Raw genomic sequence first — 19,532 nt, forward strand, 5'->3', positions numbered from 1 at the left:
TTACCCCTCAGAATTCGCCCTGGACCACTGCGTCACCCCTTGCCTGCAAATTACGACAAATCTGGTCGCAGCATTGTCTGCGCGGCAGCGATGCGCTTTTCCATTATGTCCTTGAGTGCATCAGGGCCTTCGATCACCAGTTCGCCGGCCCATCCGAACAAGTGATTGGCGAGTTCAAACAAGCCGCCTGATTGGAAACGAACAAGCAGCTCGTCGCCATCTTCCTCGAACTGTTGATGGGGATGGAAGCGCCAAGCCCGCGCCCGATCAACCGCCGGGGCTAGCACTCGCAGAACGATCTCATGACCTGCCTCGTGCCAAATGCCGAAGCTGCGGGCCATCCATGCATCGAGATCCCAATCTTCGGGAGGGCATCCGACGATCCCGCTGTCCCGAACATTGGTCATCCGGTCCAGGCGGAAGGTAAACGGCGGATCGTCCCGGTCAGGCATCTTGCCCACGAGGTAGGTGATCGGTCCATGGATCAGACCAAAGGGAACAACCCTGCGCCACGACGGCTCATCCGCCCAGTCAGGCTGATAATCGAAGTCAACACAATGAGATGCGAGGATGGCAGACTGGATCGTCGTCAGATCTTCGGGCGATGCAATGACAGCAGGCCCTGCTGCGACACGCGAGCGTTGTAGGCGGGTGAGCAGATCGAGGTCGTTGTCCAGCCGACGCCTCTCGGCGCTATCGAAGGCAATCTTGATCTTGGAGAGCAACTTCTCAAGCGCTTCGCTGTTGACCGTACCTTCGCGGCGTCCGGCATCAACCACGGACTGAAGTGCAGCAACCTCCGAAGAACTCGGCCTTGCATAGGCACGTCCCGGGCTGTCCTTGATCCGAAATCGCTTGATCCGACCGTCGATTGTTTCTTCGAGATCGAAATGAATCAGAATGACGTTTCGCAAGCGTTCGACTGTTCGCCGGTTGACCTCAAGCAAGGCCGCCATTTCGTCGAGAGTCAGACCTTCGATGCTCTGCGTAAGCGCGTGCACAAGCTTCAATGTGCGATCGAGATTACTGAGGCGCTTGGTCATCACGGACCATTGCTAACTGCCTGATCGGCAGGAGCAAGTCAGTTCGACATCGATCCACACATTATATGACCATTTCTGTCGCAAATTCGGACAGCATGACTCAGAGCAGTCTGACCGAATTCAGCCTTCTGGCCGTAGTTTGTCTTGTACGGGCCCCGTTGCGACACCCATGCGCAACCTGCGCGCTGCAAGTTGATCCCGCATTGGTTTAGCCAGCCGATCAAGTTGAAGGCGAGCGCCTTTACCAACGGCGACAAGATCACCGATCAAATTTGAAATCGCACGCTCGCGATCAGCTGGTTCCAAAACCGCGACCAATTCGATCGTTTCGCGCACCACCCCAGGAACCTGACGACGAATGAAGACGGCATAATCGATTACCTCCACATCAAGCACCTTGGCGCTCGCGCTGGCGGACATGAATTGAGCGCAGGCCTCGCGCGCAGCGTCCAGTTGTGCGCATGGCGCGAGACGCATCGCTTCATCCCACGCGTTGCTAAGCGCCTTGTCCGCAAAGGATGCTTTGGGCCCCTTGCGTGTCCTGAACGCCGAATCCCTCTTGGCTACTGCCTGGAAATCTTTGCAACTTGATAGGTCATTCCCGCCTTGCCTTACCTTCGGTGCGGACTGCGCGGCGCGCATCCGGCTAATGAAGTAGAAAGTCGGGATTAGAGCGAGCCCAAAGGCGACGGTGCCATTTCCAACACCACTATCCAGCTCGGATGAGCTAAATATCCCGATAGCGAGAGCGAAGGCAAAAGCCACCCCAACCGTCAGCACCGCTCTTACGATGAGTTCCAGCAATGCGGCCAGGAGCCCAACAGTGAGCACTAGGAGCACAGCCAGAAAGCAAAAGCTCACGACATTTATCATCACACGGCATCCCTTCCGTGCTCCCATCAACTACTGGTACGTCAGAAATGGTCGCACCGACAGACGTCCAGCGAATTTTGATTGGTGTTCAGCAAACATTTCCGCAATCTAGCTCTTGAGAAGGGGGAATTGATGGATCTCGATTTGCTGGAAAGACGCCAGGCTACCCTGTCGTGGCGCGACGACCTGATCATGGCCATCTGGGGCATCGTCAATCGTGCTGGAATAGAAGCCAAGCGCGGGGTGGAAGAGCGCCTTGCCGAAGCCGGCATCGTTGAGACGCTCTGGGATCCTGCCAGTTTTACTCGCGAAAGGGTCGACGTGGTAATGCGCGAGATGATCGTCAGCGAGCTTGAGACGCTGTTCGAGGGCGCTGCTGAACAGTTGCGTACGATCGACCCAGGATACGACGCGCTAGCATATGCGCTGCTCGAAAGCCTGAGCATGCTCCAGATGCCATCGCTTGAACCCGATGTCCAAGGAGAACCTAATGTGGATGCACATAAGGGATCCGTTACAACCTCCACCGGCAGACTAGCCACAATGATGGAGACCATCTCCAACCAGGATCTCGTGAAGAGTGCGAAGGAATGGGGCAGCTGGGCGCTTTCAGTGGTCGGGGAGGCAAGTGAAGCCGCGAGTCAGAAATTGCAGAGCGGCGCGGGTCTCCATGATCGTCTCCGCCGTTCCGCACAGGCACGCATCGAGACGGCATGGATGGCGCCAGCAGGCGATCCACACCCATTGATGGGACAACTTATCGCAGTGGTGGAAAGCGTAGGCAACGAGGCGCGGAGCATGGCCCTATGAGCGACATCGGAGGAATGTTCGTCGCATCACTCGATGCAGCAACGGGGATCAAGGCCGGGAAGCTCAGGATCGTAGGTTCCGTCGTCCGCCATGCTGCTGGCCCGCTCAAGGGCAAGATACATTCATACCTTCAGGAAACCGGAGCCGCCGCAGCTTTGCTTGAGTCTGTGTCGGGAGCTGGCAGCACATTCGCTAAAACGAGCATGACGACAGGCAACCCGGTCGCCGGAGCTGCGGTCGCTGGCAGACAGTTGGCAAGCTCGCTCGGCGGGAATGTCCAGAATGAGATTATCCGCCGCGGAGTTAAAAGGGTCGAGAGTAAGGTCGACGCGCTGGCAAGTGGCATGCAGACGCTGGAAAATCTCGGCGTTGCCAATTTGGCGCTCAGCGCAACGGGAATAGGTGTGTCGCTGGTCGGGTTCGGGATCATGAATGCACGCCTGTCGCGCGTCGAGCAAACTCTTGCTGCGCTTACAGAAAGTACAGACCGGATACTCGCTGCGGTGGAGCGCATTCGACAGGATCAGCTGGCCAGCGAATTCTCGGCATTGCGATCTCAGGTCAAGCTGTTTGAGGAAGCCTGGCTAATGTCGAACCAGGAGCGCGCTACCCAGGTGTGGCTTGACGTCGCACAGGCGACGCGCCCCCATCAGGATAGGTTTGAGGGGCGCGCACGCGAATTGCTCTTCGCCATGCCGCCAGAGTTCGAGCTGGCGGATCCTATTATCGATGCACTCTCACTAGCTGGAGGCCTGCGGGTTGCCTGCCTGATGGCCTGCAACGAAAGCGAGGCAGCAAGCTCGGCGGCAAGTGAGAATGCTCGCCAGATCGAGGGATTGACCGGCACCGTGGGTAAGGCCGATCTGGTGATGGCGCGTATTCCATCTTCCATCGACCGCGCTTCACAGGAGTGGGCGGGCGCCATCGCTGCTGCATTCGATGAGGCGACGCCCATCGCCCAGCGCTGGCGCCGGCGCGAAGCAATAGCTGCTACCCGCGCGGCGCCGCTTGCCCAACTTAAGCAAGACGGCGTTACTCCGCGCGAGTGGTTGAAGGCTGCGCGAGAGGAGCGGAATGAGCCGATTCTACTCCTGAAAGCTGCGGAGTGAATTCGGCCGCAATTGAAGCGTGTAGGCTCAATCCACCACCGGATAGTTCGGCATCGGCCATTCATGCTGGGGATTGTCCATCATCAGATCGACAAAGATCGGTAGGAGGCAGCCAAGGAGCGACGCTCCGTCTCTCACCTGGTCGCGGTTGACATCGCTGTTCCAGGTCGCGCCGCCGTGCACCAGCTGATTTCGCAGCACGTAGAGCCGATCGAACAGGATAGACAGGATCCGCACCGTGTCGTGTTCGCGCAAGGCGTGATTGATGGCAACGCGACCGCGCTCGAGTTTGTGTTCCCAGTCCTCGTAGCCTGGCGCGCCGTTCTGATGCTGCCAGAACGGATGGTAGACATAGCGATTGTCCAGAAGGAGGCGGATTTCCTGACTGAACCGCTGCCAAACCGCATCGTAGACACGGTGACGCCCATCGAACTTTACGAGCGTCGAGAAGAACGATTGGAAGAGTCCACGTTCACCTTCTGGCGCTGAGCTGCTGGCCGAGGCTTCTACGTCACCGGCGTAGGCAGCGTTGAACCCGATCCACAGTAGGATGAAGCGAACGTCCTGATCATCTTGTTCTGCTTCGGCCCGTCGCAGCCACGATAGTGCGCGATGAACTCGAAGGGTCATCGGCGTAGAAAAGCCTTCGCGAAGCGCGCGCTGCTTCTCTTTCAGGGCTTCAGGATGAAGAGGATTGCCTGCCGGGTATCGATAAACCATGCGCGCAACTTAGCGCGATGATTTCTTTCAGGATAGTTTACAGAACATCTCGATGCGGCTTGTCCGCAATTGATCTGATCCACGCGTCGATTTCCTCCTCAACCCACACCGTGCATTTGGGGCCGAGCGAGCGGGATTTGGGAAAGCGCCCTTCACTCATCCGCTGATAGATAGCTGACCGACGCAGGCCGACACGGTCGATGACTTCGGGCAGCCGCAAAAGCCGTGCTGGCGGGGGGCCTAGTGGCGAAGCCTGGTCAGCGATTGCGCCGTCCTCGGTAGGCTGGGGATGTGCATTCATGATCGTTCCTGTCAGGTCAATATCTCGGTCCCCTCCGAGGTGAATTGAATCAGCGCGGCAGCGCCATCGAAATGTCGCGGTTGGCAAAATCATCAATGTGCTTGGCAAGCATGCGGGCGACGAGCTGCGAAGTGCCGTTCGCCCACCGGGGTCGCAAATCTTCGACGCGTCGCCCAAGCGTTCGTTCGAGCTGGCCTGGCAAGGTTGTAAAGAAGTCCTCAAGGAACTCCCCCATTTCGCTGCGCATCCATTCGCAGGCGAGATCCTCCTGACCAGCCAGGGCGAGGATCATGCTGGCGCGGGGAAAGGCGCCGCAGACATCGAGAACGCGCGCGGCTTCATCAAGGCCGATCGGCCGATCGCCGCGCATGACACGAAGCAGGGTCTCGCGGTGGATCCCGACTTCTCGAGCGATCTGGTGCTTGGGCTTGTCAGACGACTCGATTGCATGGGCAAGAATGTGCGCGAGGCTGGTGTTGGCTTCGCCTCGGAATGGCGCGGGCTGATGCATCGACAAAAACTCCAACGATGAGGAACTGAGTCGTAGCCATATCGCGCGCGATCGATGTAGGAAAATGAAAAGAACATTTACGGAACATCTCGTTTCTAGGCGAATCATCTCCTAGGCCCGAGTCGCCGACAATCACCGCCGCCCCTGTCGGAATTCGTCGACGCTGACTACCAGATAAACCGCTGTTTCTGCGTATTATCGCCGACGCCATCCAATTGATGCGTCCATATCCGTCCGCCGCTTCAGCCCCAGCGTCAATCCGACTTTCCTACATCGATTTCCTAGATGCATGTGGAACACACAGCGAACGAAAGAACGCTGGGTTCACCCCTCCAGATGGAGCTCCATATGCAGTCTCTCACCCTCCCCCGGCGTTCCGGCGCCATGAATCAGAACCCCTCGAAGTTCGGGCGGGCCATGACCTTTGCAGTACCGCTTGCCGTCGCAGCACTGGCCGCCAGCGCCGCCTATGCTGGCGCTGACACGACCTTCACCCCTGCCCTCACGAAATTCACGGATTTCCTCGAAGGCTCGGGCGGCAAGATCATCACCGTCCTCAGCCTTGCGGGCGGTCTCATCGGTCTCGCCTCGGGTCGGTTCTCGCTCGGACAGGTCGCTGTTCCGGTCGGTGTCGGCATCGGCGTTGGCACGGGTGTTCCGATCGTCACCTCGGTCGTCACCGCGGTCATCTGACGCATCGGACGGGAAGGCGCGTCGCCATGGCAGACCCATACATCATCCCGCGGCGGCTCGACGATCCGGAGCTTATCGGCTTCTGGACCATCGACGAGTTCGCCGGGATGCTCATCCCCTTCACCTGGGGGATCCTCAGCCAGCATATCTTTATCGGCATCATCGTTGCCTTCGGCGCCTGGTTCGCGCTGCGAAAGGCAAAAGCAGGACGCGCCAGCTCCTGGGTAGCCCATGCCGCCTATTGGTATCTGCCGGCCGGATTGTTGGGCCTGAAGTCGACGCCGCCTTCCCACTGCCGCCTGCTTGCCGGTTGAGGGGTGATATCCATGTTTGCCGACATTTCACACGAGCGTCAGCAGTCGCTGCTGCGCCAGCGCAACCTCTTTGCGCTCACCAGCGCCGGACTTGGAATTGCGCTCGTCGTAGCGGTCAGCCTTGCTGCCACCCGCGACCGCGAAGTCGTGCTCCTGCCAACGCTCCCCAAGCAACTCACCGTCAGCAGCGCGGGGGTCGAGGCCGACTATCTCGAACTCGTGACCCGCGATGCCGCGCTCGTTCTCCTCAATCGCAGCCCCGAGGGTCTCGACTACTGGATGGACGAGATCCTGAAGCTCGCCGATCCGGCAAGCTACGGACAGCTAAAGGCCGATCTCGTCCGGATCGTCGAAGAGCAGCGGGGTTCGGACGTCACCCAGGCCTTCGTCATCCGCTCGATGACCGTCGACCCCAAGGGGCTGACGTCCGACGTGACTGGGACGCTAAAGACCTTTGTCGGTGCCCAGGTCATCGCGAGCGACGAGCGCCGTTTCCGCTTCAACTGGACCTACCGGGGCCTGCGTCTCGCACTGTCAGGCTTCAGCCAGTTGCCCCCCAAAGACCCAACGAAGGAGGCCCAGTGATGGCTTACCGACGCAAGACGCGCGCGTGGAGCCTGGCTCTTTGCGCCAGTACCATCCTCGCATTTTCAGGAAGCGGCGCTCAGGCCGCCGATCAGTTCAAACTGGCTGCAGATGGAGCAAGCATCGAATGCGCCGTGTCGGCCCGCGAGCTGACGCGCTTCGCGCTTAACGACGACCAGTTTGCCAGCGTCTCGAAGATCTCGACCGGCACGCCCTACAACGACTTTGCGGTCACCAACGAACCGCTGCGCGGCGACATCTACGTGTCGGTGCCCGAGACCTATGCAGCGCGGTCGATCAGCTTCTTCGCCACGACCAAGAAGGGCTTCGTCTACAAGGTTTCCTGCCAGGTCGAGCCTGTCCCGGCAGTGCAAGTCTTCATCACCAACCCGGCGATCGCGACAAACAAGGCATCTGGCTGGGAAAGCGAAACGCCGCTGGAGACGAGCGCAGTGCGGCTCATCCAGGCCATGGCCAATGACCAGACGGTCGATGGCTTCGAAGTCCGGCAGTCCTCAGCCCTTCCTGCACGGGTCGGCGATCTCGAAATCCAGCTCATCGCCGATTACCGCGGCAGCGCGCTCGCCGGAAAGGTCATCCGCCTGGCGAACCGTGGCCGCAAACCGCTGACGCTTGCCGAAGCGGATCTCGCGTCCTCCCAGACACTCGCAATCTCGATCGCCCAGCCCACTCTCAAATCGGGAGAAAGCACGATCGCCTTCATCGTCGGTTCGAACGGAGGGTTGGGTCATGACTGATGCTCCCTCGATCTCAACCCCAGTACAGGCCGATCCGGCATCGCCGTCGCCAGTAACCAGCCTCAACGCGAAGACCGCACGGCGGCAGAAGCTTCTGCTTGGCTCCCTGGGCGCACTCGCGCTTGTCGGCGGCAGCTGGTTCATCCTGGGCGGGGACGACAGCGCGAAGAGCGATGATCCCACCGCCGCGCAGACCATCGACACGGCAGGGCTCATCAATCGCGACCTTTCGCAGCGCGAGTTCGTCGCGACTTACGGCAATCGTCTCGATGCCGTGACCCGCGAGCAGAAGGCCATGAAGGATGCGAGCCTCCCGCGCGAAGAAATCGAATCCCAGCTGGCCGCACTCAAGGCGGAAAACCAGGCGATGCGCGTCGACGGCCAGGCCGCAATCGATGCGATCTCCGCTGAGAATGCGGATCTCAAGTCGCGCCTCGCCAGCCAGGCCGCCCCGGCAGCCGCAAGCCTGCCGCCACCGGCCTATGGCCCGCAGGCGGGTGGCTATGATGCACGCGGTCGACTGGTTCAGCCTGCTCCTGCGGGTGCTGCGCTGGGCGCAAGTGGAACCGGCCTGCCCGGTCCCGGTGAAGTCAAACTCATGAGCTTCACTTCCGACAAGGCAGGAGCCAGCGGCCTCAGGGCGGCTCGCCCGGAAGCGCCGCCGGTGGTGGTCGAGGACTCGCCGGATTATCTGCCGCCCAATTCCTATGCTCCTGCCAAGGTCATTGTCGGCGTCGATGCATCAGCGGGCGTTGCGAGCCAGACCGATCCGCTTCCCGTGGTGCTGCGCATTACCGGTCCGGCGCGATCGGTCATGCAGAACGGAAAGGTTCTAACCACCCGACTTCAGGGCTGCATCGTCAATGGCGCAGCGCGCGGCGATCTCTCGTCCGAGAAGGTTTACGTGAAGCTGGCGCGGATGACCTGCGACCAGCCCGGTGGGCGCGTCGCGGTGAGCGAGGTCAAAGGCTTCATCAGCTTTGCTGGAAAATCGGGCGTGCGTGGCCGTGTCGTCAGCCGCGAGGGCAGCCTTGTCAGCCAGGCTCTGCTTGCCGGGATTGTCGGCGGGTTCGGGCGCGGCTTTTCGGCGAACGCCAACAGCGTCTTCTCCGGCGTCACGACCAATGCCGACGGCACCCGCTCGAAGCTCTCTGCCGGCGACATCCTCGGCGGTGGGCTCGGCCAGGGCGCTGCCGATGCCGCCGATACGGTCAGCAAATATCTGATCGAGCGCGCCGAACAATACCAACCCGTCGTCGAGATGCCGACCGGCATCGATGTCGAGATCGTCTTCCTCGACGGCGTCTACGTGAGGAACTCCCAATGACCCCCGCCACGAATGATCCAACCCCCACCAAGCCGCGGCGCTGGCTGCGACCGGTGGCGACCGTTGCTGCCGTCGTCGCCCTGTCAGCCGCAACGGGTTGGGGCGTGGCCAGTCTCGCCTCCCCGGCTCAGGCTCCCGACACGGCAAAGGTGCGCGCCGCGCTCAAGCTGCGCCTCCCGAAGACGCCGATCGACGCCATCACCTGCGATGGCCTTGGCGGCCTGTGCGAAGTCGCCTCGAAATCGACGCTGTTCTACGTCGATCGCGCGGCCAAATATCTGGTGATCGGGCGCATCTACGACATGGAGGCGCGGCAAGACCTGACGGCAGCCCGTCTCCTCGCACTCAACCCAGACTTGCTGGCTGCTGGTGCTGCACGGCGGAGCAATGCCAACGAAGAAAGCCAGCCCGCCCCGCGCGCCACCCCGCAGAAGGTATCGCTCGCCGGCCTGCCCGCGAACGGCGCGATCACCTGGGGACCAGCCAACGGCCCCAAGGTCGTCGTCTTCTCCGATTTCCACTGCGGCTACTGCAAGAAGCTCGAAGCCGAACTGACGGCGATCGGCGCGCGCGTCGAGGAGCGGCCCATTTCGATCTTCGGGGCCGACAGCCGCCGCGATGCCGAACGGGTGCTGTGCTCGCCGCGCCCCGAGCTGTCCCTGCATATGGCCTATTCGGGTCTCGCCCTCGCCAACCCGAAGCCGTGCGACACGAGCGGGCTCGATGCCAACGAGGCCTTTGCCAAGGCCCATGGCTTCAACGGAACGCCGGTGATCGTACGCCCGTCCGACGGCGCGATCCTTGAAGGGTATCGCCCGGCTTCCGTGCTCCGCGAATTCCTCAAGCCCGCAAAAGCGGCCGCCCTCGCTCCGGCCAAGAAAGGATAATCGTCATGGGATTTTCCCACCGTACTCTCGCCTCTGCCTGCCTTGCCGTGCTGACCAGCGGCTGCGCCACCTTCGGCACCAATATCGAAGGCGATTTCACCTGTCGTGCCCCCAAGGGCGACTGCGCACCCAGCCAGGTGATCGATGCCCGCGCGACCAAGGATCTGTCCGCGACCGGAACGGTCCAGGACGGCCTGCGTCCCCCTGTTTCCGTCGCATCCGGCGATCAGGCCCGCACCTCCGAGCGTACGCTCAGGATCGTCTTTCCGGCCCATATCGATGAGACCGGGACTCTGCACGACGATGCGGTCGCCTGGGCGGTGGTCGAAAATCCGCGCTGGGCCGCAGAACTGCGCCGCAAGGCAGGCGAGGATACCGCCGCGCCGCTGATGCGGCAGCTCAGGCGCCAACTGAAGGCCGCACAGGCCAAGAGCGATCTCCTGAAGGAAACCACCACCCTTCCCCAGGCCGAACAGACCGAAGCCGAGACGTTCGATCTCGGTCAGCCCTTTCAGCCTTCGTCCTCGCTTGAGGACATCCCCTCTGCCTCGCCGCTGGTCCTCCCCTCCACGGCGCGCGAGGCGGTTGCCGGTGCCAGCGCACCGGCGGTCGAGGGGTTCGACATGGCGCAGCCCCCGCATGATCGAACCCCTCGGCCCTCTGCCGACAAGGCCCCGCTGATCTACCCGACCATCGAGGCGATCGAGGCCGCCAAGAACGCCGCCAAGGCACAAAAGGGGCCCAAGTGATGGCCGAGAAACTCAAGACGATCGTTGACAGGCTCCTCACCGGCCTTCTGGGCGATGCCGAGCACGCTGAACATGACCGGCCTGCCCTAATGCTCGATCTGCTGTCGGACTGGCTCCCTTACCGGGTCTACGATCCGGCGAGCCGGCTCTATTTCAACGCGCGCTCAAAAGGCTTTGTGCTTTCGGTAACCCCTCTGATCGGGGCGGATGAACGCACCGGCGAGATCCTCGGGTCGTTCTTCTCCGAAGGGCTTCCGGCAGGCGCCTGCCTTCAGGTCCTGCATCTCGCATCCCCGCGCATCAGCCGGATCGTCGCACCCTGGTTTGCACCGCGCTATGTCCAGGGCGGCGTCTACGAGGCGATTGCCCGACACCGTGCGCGTCGGCTCTACGGCCTTGTCTGGGAATCGGGCTCGCAGGATGCGCCCTTCCACGCCCGGCAACATCAGGTCATCGTTTCAGTCGGCGTGCCTGCGGCCAAGGCGGTCAGCAACGAGGATCTCAAGCAGACCCGCGACGGCCTTATTGCCATGCTGAAGTCGCTCAATCTGGGCGTTGCCGAAGTCGAGCCACAGCAACTGATCGCCATCATCGACGACCTGACCTCGCCGACCACCGCGCCGCAAGACGATGCCGTGCCCTATAATCCGAACGACGCGATCGCGGCCCAGGCGATCCGGCACGATATCGAGCTCGTCATCCACGAAGACCGGATGCGGCTCGTGACCGAGCGGTTTCGTGCGACGGGCAAGATCGAGGACGGCGTTCCCGAGATCGGCACGGTCTATCCCGACGCGTTCGACGTTCGGCATTTTTCCTCGCGCAACATGCCCCAGCGCTGGGCGCCGTGGGAATGCGCGCGGCTCATTGGCGACATGTTCACCGACAAGCTGCGCTTCCCCTGCCCGGCGGCGACGATGCTGTGCCTCGTCTATCCCGACCAGGAAGCCGCTTCGGCCAAGGCCGGCTTCAAATTCATGCGTACGACGAGCCTTGCTGGAACGCGCAGCGCGCGTTTTCTGCCCCGCATCGGCGAGCAGGCAGCCGAGTGGCAGCATGTGCAATCCGAGCTGCAGGAAGGCCGACGTTTGGTGCGGGTATTCTATGGCCTGACGACCTACTCCCCGCTCGGCCGCGGAGACCGCGACGAACGCGCGATCAAGTCGATCTACAAGGCGGCGGGCTGGGATCTTGCCGATGAGCGATACCTGCAGATCCAGGGGCTGCTCGCGGCCATGCCGATGACGCTGGCCGATGGGCTTGGTGCGGACATGGAGCGCCTCAAGCGCTTCAAGACCGTGCTCTCGACGACAGCGGCCAATATCGCTCCCATGCAGGGCGAGTATCTCGGCAGCGTCCATCCGCACCTGCTGTTCGTGGGCCGACGCGGCCAGCCCTTCTTCTGGTCGCCGTTCGAGAACGATGCTGGCAACCACAATGTCGCGATCTGCGGCAAGTCCGGCTCGGGCAAGTCTGTGCTGCTGCAGGAAATGTGCGCCGCGCTTCGCGGCGCTGGCGCTCAGGTCGTGGTCATCGACGACGGACGCAGCTTCGAGCATTCGGTGAAGCTGCAAGGCGGCCGGTTCGTCGAGTTCACGATGAAGGCGGGCTTCTGCCTCAATCCGTTCTCGATGATCGATGGCGAGCGCGCGGCCGAAGACGAGGATTACCGGCTCGACTGCTTCGGCATGGTCAAGGCGATCGTCGGCCAAATGGCGCGGCACAGCGCAAAGCTTAACGACACCGAGCGCGGCCTGATCGACCGGGCGGTCAACATGGTCTGGAGCGAACGGGGCGTCGATGCCTCGATCACCGGCGTCGGCGAAGCACTGGCCGGTCTCGGCAATGAAGCCGCGAGCGACCTCGCCACCGCGCTTGCGCCATACATGGCCGGCGGCACCTATGGCGCCTTCTTCGAAGGCCAGGCTAGCCTCGATCTCGACACCGATTTCACCGTCTTCGAGATGTCGGACCTTGCCGCCCGCGAGGAACTGCGCAGCGTCGTACTCTCGGCGATCATGTTCATGACCAGCCAGGCCATGACCCGCAGCCCGCGCTCGGTGAGGAAGCTGCTGCTGATCGATGAGGCGTGGTCGATGCTCAAGGGCGGCTCGATGGGCGAGTTCGTCGAAACCTATGCCCGCACCTGCCGCAAATATGGCGGGGCGCTGGCAACCGCGACGCAGTCACTCAACGACTATTACAAGTCCGATGGAGCGACCGCTGCGCTCGAAAACAGCGACTGGATGCTGATCCTCCAGCAGAAGCCCGAGACGATCGCCGATTTCAAGGCGTCGAAGCGCCTCGATATGGACGATCGCACCGAGACCCTGATCCGCAGCCTGAAGCGTTCGGGGAGCGACTATTCGGAAGTCTTCATCAAGGGCCCGGAGACCGAAGCCATCGGCCGGCTCGTCCTCGACGACTATTCGGCGACGCTGTTCTCAAGCTCGCCTCAGACCTTTGCCGCGATCGATGCCGAAATCGCGCGCGGCCACCAGCTTGCCGACGCGATCGAACGGATCGCCTTTGCCAATCGAACCTGACTTCTCCCTCCATCCAAGGACACCCAAAACCGATGCCACTCCATCTCGTCACGCCGATCGACCGGGCCCAGGATGCCCGTGCCGACAGCGACAGCCTCGATCTGCCGGTCAAGGGCTGGCGGTCTCATGCCGCCGACCTTTGTTACATCGTGCTTCGCGGCAGCACCTTCCTCGCCTCGAGCTACCTCATGGCGCTCGGGCTCCCGCTGCTCTTCTTCCTTCTGGTTTCCGGCGGCGATGCCGGGGTCTTCTTCGCCCATCTCGCCAATATTGCGGACCGTTTCCTGGGCGCCGAGCAGGGCCGCCAGGTCGGCTTCCTCGACGAGTTCAAGTTCGTCCTCATCGGCGTCGCGACGCTCGTCGTGGTCTGGCGCCTGCGGCGCTTCATCAACGATCTCGAGCGCGAACTCTCGGGAGAAAAGCTGTGAAGAACATATTGGCAACACCGTCCCTGAGCGGCCGCATGAGTGCGGTGAACTGGACTGCCGTCGCGCTCGGTTTGAGCATGGTCGGCTCGGCGCTCTGGGGCGTCTGGGCGACCGACAAGCTTCTGGCGCTCGACAAGCGCGAAGTGGTGACCGTGCAGCTGAGCCGCATCATGGGCGACTTCATCGAAGCCGAAGCGCGCGCAGGCCGACCGCCAGAAGAAACCAAGATGCGCGTCCAGGCCTATCTCCAGGCGGTCGAAGCCTCGGTCGAACATCTGGGCCGTGAGGGCCGCACGGTCCTTGTCGCCGAAGCGGTGGTGGCCGGCAGCACGCCCGATTTCACCGAAGCCGTGCGCGCCGATGTCGCGCGCCGCGTGGGGGCCATTCCCGATGCGCGCCGCTGATCTTGTCCTCCACTCGCCAACCGGGCGGCTCCTCGCGCTGTGGGCAGGGCTTGGCGCGGTAGCGCTCGCGCTCACCTCGCTCGCCGCCTTCTCGAAGGACCACGCGCTGATGATCAACGCCAGTCCGAGCCTGCCTTACTGGGCGATCTGGCTCGATCGCGGCGCGCTGCCCCAGCGCGGTGAGATCATCCTGTTCGATCCTCCCGCCTCGCCGCTGCTCGAAAGGCACTTCGGCAAGAAGCCCAAGCCGTTCGGCAAGAAGGTGAGCGGCATGCCCGGCGATATCGTGACCGAAAAGGAGCGCAGCTTCTTTGTCAATGGCCGCAAAGTCGCGGTAGCCAAGCGGGCAAGCCGTTTCGGCGAGCCACTGGCGCTCGGTCCGACAGGCGTGGTGCCTCAAGGCTGCTATTTCGTCACCACCGCGCACAAGGACGGTTTCGACAGCCGCTATGCGGCGATCGGGTGGATCTGCGCCAGGCGCATTCTCGGGGTCGGGAGGCCGATCCTGTGACACCGCTGCGCGCCGCCCCATTCCTCGTAGTTGCTCTTCTGATGGCCGCGTCGGCAAGCGCCCGCGACTACGGCCAGCAAGGCACGGTCTGGTCCGTGATCGAGCCTGACCTGCTCGAGCAAATCCATGCGCGTCTCACCCATCTCGAGAAGACCGGCGAGACGGCCAAGCTTAACGAGGAGCTGAAGCGGCGCACGATCGCGCGCGTCAACCGCCCTGAGCAAGTCGCGGGGATCAATGCCGCGGCGGCGGCGCGTAGCTGGCGGTTTGATCCGACGATCAGCGTGGAGCGCGACATTGCCGACGACAAGGGCCGGGTGATCGTCGCCGCCGGAACTCGGGTTAATCCGCTCGACACCGTACCGCTGCGTGTGCCGCTGGTCTTCCTCGACGGGGATGACCCCGAGCAGCTTGCCTGGGCAACCCGGCGCTATGCCAGCACCAAGGCCAAACTCATCCTCGTACGCGGCGCGCCGCTTGAACTGATGAAGGCCCGCCAGCGCCGTTTCTATTTCGACCAGGGCGGCAGCCTCGTGAAGCATTTCGGCATCCGCGCCGTGCCCGCAACCGTCGAGCAGCAGGGCCGCGTCCTTATCATTACCGAGCAGCCGGTTCGACCCAAGGAGCGCGCATCGTCATGAGCAGAAAAAATCGTCTTCTCACATGGATATGCTGCGCGCTCCTTGCCTGTAGTCTGAGCCTTGCTGCCGCTTCGCCAGCGCAGGCATCTGCCGGTCCGGGCCGCTGCACAGGCAAGTTCGTCAATCCGATCACTGACATCTGCTGGTCGTGCCTGTTTCCGATCTCGGTCGGCGGCCTGAAGATCTGGCCGTCGAGCCGTCCCGACACGAGCAACCCGGCGCTCCCCGTTTGCCTGTGCGGTTTGCGGCCGGGCATCGCCATGGGCTTCTGGGAACCGGTGCGGCTTGCCGACGTCAGCATGAAGCCCTGGTGCTTCGTCAATCTCGGCGGGATGAAACTCGATCCCGGTTTCGACATCGGGTTCAAGTCGATGGCGGGTCCTTCGGCCGTGGGCGGCGCGACGCAATACAATTCGCAGTGGCATGTCCACTGGTATGCCTATCCGCTGATCTACTGGATGGAGATCGTTGCCGATTTCCTGTGCCTCGAACAGGGCTCGGTCGACATTCTTTACATCACCGAGATCGATCCGCTCTGGCAGGATTCCGAGCTCACCGCGATCATCAACCCCGAGGCCGTGCTCTTCGCCAACCCGCTCGCGCTTGCGGCCTGTGCGGCTGACTGCATTGCTGCGACGGCCAAGCTCCCGACCGACGAGCTCTTCTGGTGTGCGGGATGCCAGGGCAGCATGTATCCCTTGAATGGCAATGTCTCGGCGACGATCGGGCATGTCCAAGCATCGCGGCTCGCCCTCGCCCGCTTCTCCTATAAGCTCCACCGCGAACTCGTGGCCTGGGGCACGATGGGCAGCAAGGGGCTCTGCGGCAAGTATCTGATGCCGGTGATGAGGAAGCAGCAATACCGCTTCCAGGCCACCAATCCCAATCCGCAGACCAAGGGCCGCTACGCCTGCGCGCCCATTGGCGCATCCACAACCTTCATGTCGGCAGGCCAGGTCTATCCCGCCATCGGCGAGGACATGGGCTATCTGGTCTGGCGCAAACGGAACTGCTGCGCGTTATGAAAATACTCCCTCATCTCCTTGTAATCGCGTCGATCACTGGCGCCGCCGCCATGGCGGGAGCCGCAGCGCAGACGAGCGAGCCGGAGCTCGATCTCGAAGCGATACGCGCCCGCGCCAAGGTCGAGGCGAGCGAAGCCGATGCGCTTGCCGCCAGTGCCCGCGCGCGCGCCGAAGCGGTCCTTAGCCAAGCCAATGCCAGCGCCGCCGAAGCCCAGGCGCACGGCAAGCGCTACACCGAGCAGGCGGCAAGAACCGCGCGGCCAGAAAGTGAGGACGTCTTCGATTTCGACAAGATGGTGGCCGACGCGGGCACCATGGCCAGCGAGGGCTTGGGTGAAGCACCCCGCTTCATCGCCTTCGCTTCGCTCTCGATGCCGCCGGCAGCCTTGCGCGCCATGGCGGACGACGTCGGCCGCGCAGGCGGTGTGGTCGTGCTTCGCGGGCTGCCAGGAGGCAGCGCCAAGACCCTGACTGCGGCGCTCACGAAAGTCGCAGCGGACGGCGGCAAGCTCGACGCGGTCGGCATCGATCCGCGCCTGTTTCGCGCCTTCGGAATCGAGACGGTCCCCACCTATGTGGTGACCAGCAGCGATTTCGATCTCTGCGATGGCTTCGATTGCCGGACCCAGGTTCCCCCCCACGACCAGATGAGCGGCAATGTGAGCGTGTCCTATGCGCTCGAAACCTTCGCCCAAGGCGGCGGTCCCGGCGCCCTTCTCGCATCCGAGCATCTTGCCCGCCTGCAACGGAGTGACCCATGAAGCGGCTTCTCCTCCCCCTTCTCTGCCTCGCCTGCGCCTGTCTGCCGGCAAGCGTCTCGGCCCAAAGCACGACCGATGCGGCCAAGGCGGACGGCAAAGCGTTCGGGCGCGACCAGGCGGCCGCAGCGCAGAGCGCAGCGACAACCGACCCGGACGCAAACCGTATTCCCAATTTCGGGGGTGTGCCGAACCAGTCGGGCTATTTCGACGATCCAGACCGGATGGCGCGTGAAGCCGCGAGTCAGGCAACGGCGAACACCGGATACCGGACCATGCGCGATTCCATGGATCGCCGTGCGCAGTTCGCGCCCCAGGACCTCGACGCGGTTGTCGCGCGCAGCAACGTCATCAACGACGATCCGCTCTCCTACACGAGCGGCATGAGCATTAGCGGGAGTCAGGGCCGCTGCGTCCCCCTGCCTCCGGGAACCGGCACGGCAGCGCGCTACATGGCGACCTGCAATGTCGGCTATACCGCGACCCAGGAGAGCAGAAGCTGCCCGGTGACGCTGAATGCCACGATCGAGCAGCGGCAGGTCTATGGCTACTACTGCGTCGGCGGGAGCGGCGTCGATCCGGCGTCGATCTACAATTGCAATCGCTACCCGGCGCCGCAGTGCACGGTCACGCAGTCTTATCCGATCAATCTGTGCGATCCCTATCTCGGCATCTACTGGGGCTGCAACTCGGGCGACCTGCGCGTCGATCTCGTAAGCTGCACTGCACCGATCGATGGCGCGACGCCCTACACCGTAACCGGGGAGAACGTCGTCACGACGAGCCGCGATGAAAGCCAGTGCGCGGGCCTTGCTGCGGACAGCTCATGCCAGCAGGACACCGAGACCTGCACCAACAGCGATCCTGTCACCCGGATTGTCGACGGCATCGCGGTCACCCAGCCCTGCTGGGCGTGGTCGCGCAGCTATACCTGCGCCCAATTTACGCAAGCTCAGGACTGCCAGACTCTGGAAAGCACGCCCGGCTGCTCGCTGGTGCGCGAAGACTGCCTTTCGGGGGAGCCCTGTCGAACCTGGGAGCGGGTCTACGACTGCCCTGTCCCGGACCAGCCTACCAATACCAGCCAGTTCATCTGCGACGGCGACGTCTATTGCATCGATGGCTCGTGCGAGACGATCGAGCGCGAGGCCAATGACGAGTTCAAGGACGCGGTTGTCGCGCTCAACGCGATGGACCAGGCACGGCGCGAGTTCGATCCCGACACGCTCACCCTGTTCAAGGGTACGCGCAACACCTGCTCGTCCAAGGTCTTCGGCGTGCTCAATTGCTGCAAGGGCAAGGGTTTCCCGCTCATTCCGGGTATCCAGCTGCTTGTCGCTCTCGGCTGCAGCCGCGAGGAAATGCTGCTTCACCAGCGTGATGTGCAGGGCCTATGCGCCTATGTCGGGACCTATTGCTCGGACAGCTTCCTGGGCGTCTGCCTCACCAAGAAGAAGGTCTATTGCTGCTTTGAATCCAAGCTTTCGCGGATCCTGCAGGAACAGGGCCGCCAGCAACTGAACAAGCCCTGGGGCAAGCCCAAGACCGAGCAGTGCCTTGGCTTCACCATCGACGAGTTCTCGCGGCTCGATCTTTCGAAGATGGATTTCAGCGAGGTCTACGCCGAATTCACCGATGCCGCGCGCCTGCCCGACGAGCTCCAGGCCGCCACCGAAATCCAGCAAAAAATCGAGGACTATTATGCCCGCGCCAGCCAATAAGGCCGCCCGGCGGCTGCTTGCCGCCTGCCTCTCGCTCACCGCCGTTGCGCCCGCGCTCAGTGCTCCGGCACACGGGCAGGAACCGCCGCTGGTCACGACCAGCGACAGCCAGGACAGCTTCTACTGCGAGGAGCGACGCCTTGGGTACTGGTTCTATTGCGCCAGGCCCAAGCCGCCCGAAGTGCAAGAGGAGACATCCGAGCCTGCTCCGAGTGCGACGAGCCAGCTCGATGCCATCACTGCAAATCTGCGCGAACTGAAAGCCAAGGCGATTCTCGAGCCGACGCCGGCCAATGTGACGGCCTATATCCGTTATCAGCGCGCCCAGCTCGACCGGGCATCGCTGTTCAGCGATGTCTGGCAGCGGGCGATCTGGCAGGATCCTGATCTCGACTACACGCTCCAGCGGCCAGTCTCGACGCTCGGCAAGCGCCAGTGGCAGGACTCGCGCAACGCCGAGCGCAATGCGGTGATGGCGCAGCTGTCCGAACGCTACGGGCTGTTCTACTTCTTCGCCCAGAGCTGCGGCGCCTGCGAAGTCATGTCGCCGATCGTCCAGAGCGTTGCGTCGACCTGGCACATCACGGTGCGCGCGATTTCGACGGACGGCGGCCCCTCACGCCATTTCCCGAATTACACCGTCGAGACCAATCAGCGCAGCCGCATGGGGCTCGAGCCCAAGGTCACGCCGGCGGTCGTGCTCTGGGATGCCGCCAAGGGCCAGCCCATCCCGATCGGTTACGGCGTGATGAGCGCCGACGAGCTTCAGGACCGCATTTACCTCCTCACATCGAAGGAAGCCGGACGTGACTACTAGG

General features: G+C 62.7%; 23 protein-coding genes. 18 read left to right on the forward strand and 5 right to left on the reverse strand.

Annotated features, from left to right (window positions below; all coding sequences use genetic code 11):
• Positions 1 to 50: 50 nt before the first annotated feature.
• A complete protein-coding gene (locus ACXYN8_RS13365) occupies positions 51 to 1,043 on the reverse strand; it encodes a helix-turn-helix transcriptional regulator (protein WP_458889966.1) in 993 nt (330 codons plus the stop codon).
• A 120-nt stretch (positions 1,044 to 1,163) separates the two neighbouring features.
• Positions 1,164 to 1,916: a hypothetical protein gene (locus ACXYN8_RS13370; RefSeq protein ID WP_458889967.1), complete on the reverse strand. Its 753-nt coding sequence runs from the start codon at positions 1,914 to 1,916 to the stop codon at positions 1,164 to 1,166.
• A gap of 81 nt (positions 1,917 to 1,997) precedes the next feature.
• Here ACXYN8_RS13370 and ACXYN8_RS13375 point away from each other — a divergent pair, with 81 nt between their 5' ends.
• Complete coding sequence (locus ACXYN8_RS13375; protein WP_458889968.1) at positions 1,998 to 2,726, forward strand: hypothetical protein; 729 nt, start codon at positions 1,998 to 2,000, stop codon at positions 2,724 to 2,726.
• Positions 2,723 to 3,835, forward strand: a complete 1,113-nt coding sequence (locus ACXYN8_RS13380) for a hypothetical protein (protein ID WP_458889969.1) — start codon at positions 2,723 to 2,725, stop codon at positions 3,833 to 3,835. Before ACXYN8_RS13375 ends, ACXYN8_RS13380 begins: the two co-directional genes overlap by 4 nt.
• Positions 3,836 to 3,862: 27 nt before the next feature.
• Here ACXYN8_RS13380 and ACXYN8_RS13385 read toward each other — a convergent pair whose 3' ends face one another.
• From ACXYN8_RS13385 to ACXYN8_RS13395, 3 genes are read right to left on the reverse strand one after another with little or no spacing between them, the layout of a single operon-like run.
• Positions 3,863 to 4,555 carry a hypothetical protein gene (locus tag ACXYN8_RS13385; protein WP_458889970.1) on the reverse strand — a complete coding sequence of 231 codons (693 nt, stop codon included), beginning with the start codon at positions 4,553 to 4,555 and terminating at the stop codon, positions 3,863 to 3,865.
• 37 nt (positions 4,556 to 4,592) lie between these two features.
• A complete protein-coding gene (locus tag ACXYN8_RS13390; protein ID WP_458889971.1) occupies positions 4,593 to 4,949 on the reverse strand; it encodes an AlpA family transcriptional regulator in 357 nt (118 codons plus the stop codon).
• A complete protein-coding gene (locus tag ACXYN8_RS13395; protein ID WP_458889972.1) occupies positions 4,906 to 5,367 on the reverse strand; it encodes a transcriptional regulator in 462 nt (153 codons plus the stop codon). The genes ACXYN8_RS13390 and ACXYN8_RS13395 overlap by 44 nt, the downstream gene beginning before the upstream one ends.
• A gap of 384 nt (positions 5,368 to 5,751) precedes the next feature.
• Between ACXYN8_RS13395 and ACXYN8_RS13400 the strand changes: the two genes are divergently transcribed.
• From ACXYN8_RS13400 to ACXYN8_RS13475, 16 genes are read left to right on the forward strand one after another with little or no spacing between them, the layout of a single operon-like run.
• Positions 5,752 to 6,060, forward strand: a complete 309-nt coding sequence (locus ACXYN8_RS13400) for a TrbC/VirB2 family protein (RefSeq protein ID WP_458889973.1) — start codon at positions 5,752 to 5,754, stop codon at positions 6,058 to 6,060.
• Positions 6,061 to 6,086: 26 nt separating this feature from the next.
• Positions 6,087 to 6,374 (forward strand): type IV conjugative transfer system protein TraL, encoded by a 288-nt coding sequence (gene traL / locus ACXYN8_RS13405; protein WP_007013892.1) that lies wholly within the window; start codon positions 6,087 to 6,089, stop codon positions 6,372 to 6,374.
• A gap of 12 nt (positions 6,375 to 6,386) precedes the next feature.
• Positions 6,387 to 6,959 (forward strand): type IV conjugative transfer system protein TraE, encoded by a 573-nt coding sequence (locus tag ACXYN8_RS13410; protein ID WP_458889975.1) that lies wholly within the window; start codon positions 6,387 to 6,389, stop codon positions 6,957 to 6,959.
• The gene (locus ACXYN8_RS13415) at positions 6,959 to 7,717 is read left to right on the forward strand and encodes a type-F conjugative transfer system secretin TraK (protein WP_458889976.1); all 759 of its coding nucleotides are present in this window, start codon (positions 6,959 to 6,961) and stop codon (positions 7,715 to 7,717) included. The genes ACXYN8_RS13410 and ACXYN8_RS13415 overlap by 1 nt, the downstream gene beginning before the upstream one ends.
• Entirely contained in the window at positions 7,710 to 9,044 is a 1,335-nt protein-coding gene (locus ACXYN8_RS13420; RefSeq protein WP_458889977.1) for a TraB/TrbI/VirB10 family type IV secretion system protein, read from the forward strand. The genes ACXYN8_RS13415 and ACXYN8_RS13420 overlap by 8 nt, the downstream gene beginning before the upstream one ends.
• Positions 9,041 to 9,931, forward strand: a complete 891-nt coding sequence (locus ACXYN8_RS13425; protein ID WP_458889978.1) for a DsbC family protein — start codon at positions 9,041 to 9,043, stop codon at positions 9,929 to 9,931. The genes ACXYN8_RS13420 and ACXYN8_RS13425 overlap by 4 nt, the downstream gene beginning before the upstream one ends.
• 5 nt (positions 9,932 to 9,936) lie before the next feature.
• Positions 9,937 to 10,680, forward strand: coding sequence for a conjugal transfer protein TraV (locus ACXYN8_RS13430; protein ID WP_458889979.1), 744 nt, complete (start codon positions 9,937 to 9,939; stop codon positions 10,678 to 10,680).
• Positions 10,680 to 13,226 carry a type IV secretion system protein TraC gene (gene traC, locus ACXYN8_RS13435; protein WP_458889981.1) on the forward strand — a complete coding sequence of 849 codons (2,547 nt, stop codon included), beginning with the start codon at positions 10,680 to 10,682 and terminating at the stop codon, positions 13,224 to 13,226. The genes ACXYN8_RS13430 and traC overlap by 1 nt, the downstream gene beginning before the upstream one ends.
• A 32-nt stretch (positions 13,227 to 13,258) precedes the next feature.
• Complete coding sequence (locus ACXYN8_RS13440; protein ID WP_458889982.1) at positions 13,259 to 13,654, forward strand: hypothetical protein; 396 nt, start codon at positions 13,259 to 13,261, stop codon at positions 13,652 to 13,654.
• On the forward strand, positions 13,651 to 14,058 hold the full coding sequence (locus ACXYN8_RS13445; RefSeq protein WP_142632443.1) for a type-F conjugative transfer system protein TrbI: 408 nt from the start codon (positions 13,651 to 13,653) through the stop codon (positions 14,056 to 14,058). The genes ACXYN8_RS13440 and ACXYN8_RS13445 overlap by 4 nt, the downstream gene beginning before the upstream one ends.
• Positions 14,045 to 14,569, forward strand: coding sequence for a S26 family signal peptidase (locus tag ACXYN8_RS13450; RefSeq protein WP_458889984.1), 525 nt, complete (start codon positions 14,045 to 14,047; stop codon positions 14,567 to 14,569). The genes ACXYN8_RS13445 and ACXYN8_RS13450 overlap by 14 nt, the downstream gene beginning before the upstream one ends.
• A complete protein-coding gene (gene traW, locus ACXYN8_RS13455) occupies positions 14,566 to 15,210 on the forward strand; it encodes a type-F conjugative transfer system protein TraW (protein WP_458890004.1) in 645 nt (214 codons plus the stop codon). Before ACXYN8_RS13450 ends, traW begins: the two co-directional genes overlap by 4 nt.
• The gene (gene traU / locus ACXYN8_RS13460) at positions 15,207 to 16,235 is read left to right on the forward strand and encodes a conjugal transfer pilus assembly protein TraU (RefSeq protein ID WP_458889985.1); all 1,029 of its coding nucleotides are present in this window, start codon (positions 15,207 to 15,209) and stop codon (positions 16,233 to 16,235) included. Before traW ends, traU begins: the two co-directional genes overlap by 4 nt.
• 50 nt (positions 16,236 to 16,285) lie before the next feature.
• Positions 16,286 to 16,996: a type-F conjugative transfer system pilin assembly protein TrbC gene (trbC, locus tag ACXYN8_RS13465; RefSeq protein ID WP_458889987.1), complete on the forward strand. Its 711-nt coding sequence runs from the start codon at positions 16,286 to 16,288 to the stop codon at positions 16,994 to 16,996.
• Positions 16,993 to 18,714, forward strand: a complete 1,722-nt coding sequence (locus ACXYN8_RS13470; protein ID WP_458889988.1) for a conjugal transfer protein TraN — start codon at positions 16,993 to 16,995, stop codon at positions 18,712 to 18,714. Before trbC ends, ACXYN8_RS13470 begins: the two co-directional genes overlap by 4 nt.
• Positions 18,695 to 19,531, forward strand: coding sequence for a conjugal transfer protein TraF (locus tag ACXYN8_RS13475; RefSeq protein ID WP_458889989.1), 837 nt, complete (start codon positions 18,695 to 18,697; stop codon positions 19,529 to 19,531). Before ACXYN8_RS13470 ends, ACXYN8_RS13475 begins: the two co-directional genes overlap by 20 nt.
• Position 19,532 lies beyond the last annotated feature (1 nt).

It is taken from the genome of Altererythrobacter sp. CAU 1778 (assembly GCF_054482795.1).